General features: G+C 68.0%; 1 protein-coding gene. It reads left to right on the plus strand.

What is annotated here, in order from left to right; all coding sequences use genetic code 11:
- Positions 1 to 239: 239 nt before the first annotated feature.
- Positions 240 to 3,208 (plus strand): DNRLRE domain-containing protein (locus AC07CM_RS50595; RefSeq protein ID WP_478883313.1); only part of this gene is annotated, 2,969 nt, incomplete at its 3' end.

Below are 3,208 nucleotides of genomic sequence, written 5' to 3' on the forward strand. Positions count from 1 at the left end.
CGAGCGGAAGAATCGGGCGAATCGCTGACCGGGAATATCCCGACTACGCGTGTCTCTGCAGTCAAGTGCCCCTTTTGAGTGAGCAATTGACAGGCCGACAGATCGCTGACTACAAGTCGGGCCGCCATAAGGCAAGTTCACAGAATCCGGCCAGGGAATTCCTGTCCGGAGGTTCGGCGTGCCCGAATTCGGGACGCCGTTGAGAAAGGGCGTTGGACGTGAAAGTCCGATATAGGAGAATGATCTCCTGCCTTGTCGCGTCGGCGGTGGTGAGTGCCGTGCTACCGCAGATGGCCTATGCCGCGAGCGAGCCCGGGGCGGGCTCCGGCGGGCACGACAAGGGCGTGATCGACTCCGTCAAGGGGTGGTTCACGGACGACGACGGCAACAAGCTCGCCGAGCCGCCGTCGCACGACGAGCTGGACGTGGCCGACCGGCAGAAGCTGCCGAGGGGCAAGCAGGCCCCGAAGGCCAAGCGGGTCAAGGAGCTGAAGAGCAGGCGCACTTCGACGGCCCGCTACTGGCAGCTGTCCGACGGCCGCGTCGAGGCGGAGCTGTCGGCGGTGCCGACGTCGTACCGCTCCGGGTCCGGCAGGAAGGCGACCTGGAAGCCGATCGACACGGCTCTCCACCCCTCGGACGCCAAGGGCTTCGACTACGGCAACACGAGCAACGAGGGCCGGAGCTGGTTCGGCTCGGACGCCGGCCACCTGGTGCGCTTCCAGTCGCCGGACGGACGGACCGTCACGCTCGGCCTCGAGGGCGCCGGGGCGCTGAAGCCCAGGGTGAAGGGCTCCACGGTCGCCTACAAGGACGCCGTGCACGGGGCGGACCTGGAGTACGGCGTCGGACCCGGCCGGGTGAAGGAGAACATCACCCTGGCCGAACGGCCCGCCGGTCCGGTGAAGTTCACCTTCACCCTGGACACGGACGGCCTGGTGCCCAAGGCCCGCAAGGACGGGTCGATCGCGCTGTACGGCATGTTGCCGCACACGCCGGTGATGGTGATTCCGGCGCCGTTCATGACGGACGCGAAGAAGGCGGACCGGTCGGTCTTCGGGCGGACCTACAGCACGAAGGTCTCCCAGAAGCTGACCCAGGACGGTAAGTCCTGGAAGCTGACGGTCGCTCCGGACGCGAAGTGGCTGGCGTCGAAGGACCGCCGGTACCCGGTGGTGATCGACCCGACGATCACGATCGCGCCGTCGCCGACGGACTCGCAGGACACGATGGTCCTGTCGGACCAGGCGGCGACTAATTTCAACACCTCGTGGAAGCTGTCGGTGGGCCGTACGGCCACCGGTACGGCCCGTTCCCTGGTCAAGTTCCCGCTGAACGAGATCCCCTCGGGCACGAAGATCGACTCGGCGCGTCTGGAGATGTACTTCGACAACGCGCACGACGGCGGCGGCACGGACGTGCCGGTCGAGGTGCACCGGGCCACGGGTGCCTGGGACGAGTCGACGGCCACCTGGAACAACACCAGTTCCCTGGTGGGCGAGCTGTCCGGGACCAGTGTGCAGGTCGACGACGGCGACGCGGGCACCACGGCGGCCACCGGCAGCTGGCCGGTGTCGACGTCCTCCCTCGCGCAGTACGCGGTCGGCGCCGCCTACCGGTACAACAAGGACACGGTGGCCGGTGACAAGTACACCTGGCAGCCGAAGCTCCCGGAGACGGCGTCGTACAAGGTGGACGTGCACTATGTGGCGGCCACCGACCGTGCCACGAACGCGCCGTACACGGTGACCGGTAAGGACGGCACCACGACGTACACGGTGAACCAGCAGTCGGGCACCAACGGTGTGTGGTCGTCCCTGAACGGCGGCTCACAGATCAACTTCTCGGCGGGTACGGCGGGCAAGGTCGTCCTCGGCGACGGCCCCGCCTCGGCGTCGACCGCGGTGATCGCGGACGCGGTGCGCTGGGTGAACCCGGCGTCGATCGTGAAGAACAAGGGCGAGTACAGCCAGTGGCACAAGTTCCCGGTGACCGACACCGTGCAGCAGTGGCTGGACGGCTCCTCGGCCAACAACGGGTTCGTGCTGAAGACCACCGACGAGGCGGCCGGCCCGGTCGGCGGCCCCCGCTACGAGTCCGGTGACGGCGACTACGGCGGCGAGACCTCCACGATCCCGCGGCTGACGGTGACGTACGGCAAGGTCGGTACGACCCTCGACTCCCCGACGGTGATCCACTCCACCGGCCCCGAGCTGAGCTGGAAGGCGTACTCGAACACCACCGGCGACCCGAGCCTGGACATCGCCGAGTACCAGCTGCACCGCTCGACGCAGCAGGCGTTCACCCCGTCCGCGGCCACCCTGGTGGCGCCGGTCGACAAGTCGGCGACCGCCTACACGGACACCACCGCGACCCCGACGCCGGACTCATCGTCGGTGGAGATCGGCCGGTCGTACTACTACCAGCTGGTGGTGAAGACGAAGGACGGCCAGCTGCTGGGCTCGCCGACCCGTATCGTGGGCGTGCCGAAGGCGGGCCGGACGATGCGGCTGCTCCAGGGCACGTCCGGGGTGACGGACACGACGCTGTCGTCCACGTCGCCGACCACCAACCTGGACACCGTCTCCCGGGACACCGTCGGGCAGAAGTGGCTGGAGGTCGGCAACAACGACCCCACCTACGGCAAGACGCGCGCGCTGCTGGACTTCGACACCAGCGCGATACCCACCACCGCCACGGTGCTGGAGTCGCGGCTGTTCATGTGGGGTGCGGAAACCACCACGGGCACCAACGGCGCCGTCTACGAACTCCACGGCCTGAACAAGGACTTCAACGAGACCCAGGCCACCTGGAACAATGCCGCGACCGGCACGGCGTGGTCGACGGCGGGCGGTGACTACTCCGGAACCGTCTCCGACACCGTCGGCACGGTCTCGGACGTCGGCCGTCACTGGTGGGACGCGACCTCCCTGACTCAGGGCTGGACGAAGACCCCGTCGTCCAACCACGGCGCGCTGGTGAAGCTGAAGGACGAGACCTCCACGGGGCCGCAGGAGCGCACGGTGTTCCTGTCCTCGGAGGCCGCCGACCCGCAGATCGGCCCGCTGCTGCGCGTCATCTACGTCGACTCCACCACGGACGACACGTACTACGCCCCGCAGACGCCCGCCCGTATGACCCCGAACTCCACCTACACGGTGGACTTCACGGTCACCAACACCACGTCGAGCGCGTGGGCGAGCGGTGA

It is taken from the genome of Streptomyces sp. NPDC044061 (assembly GCF_056434305.1).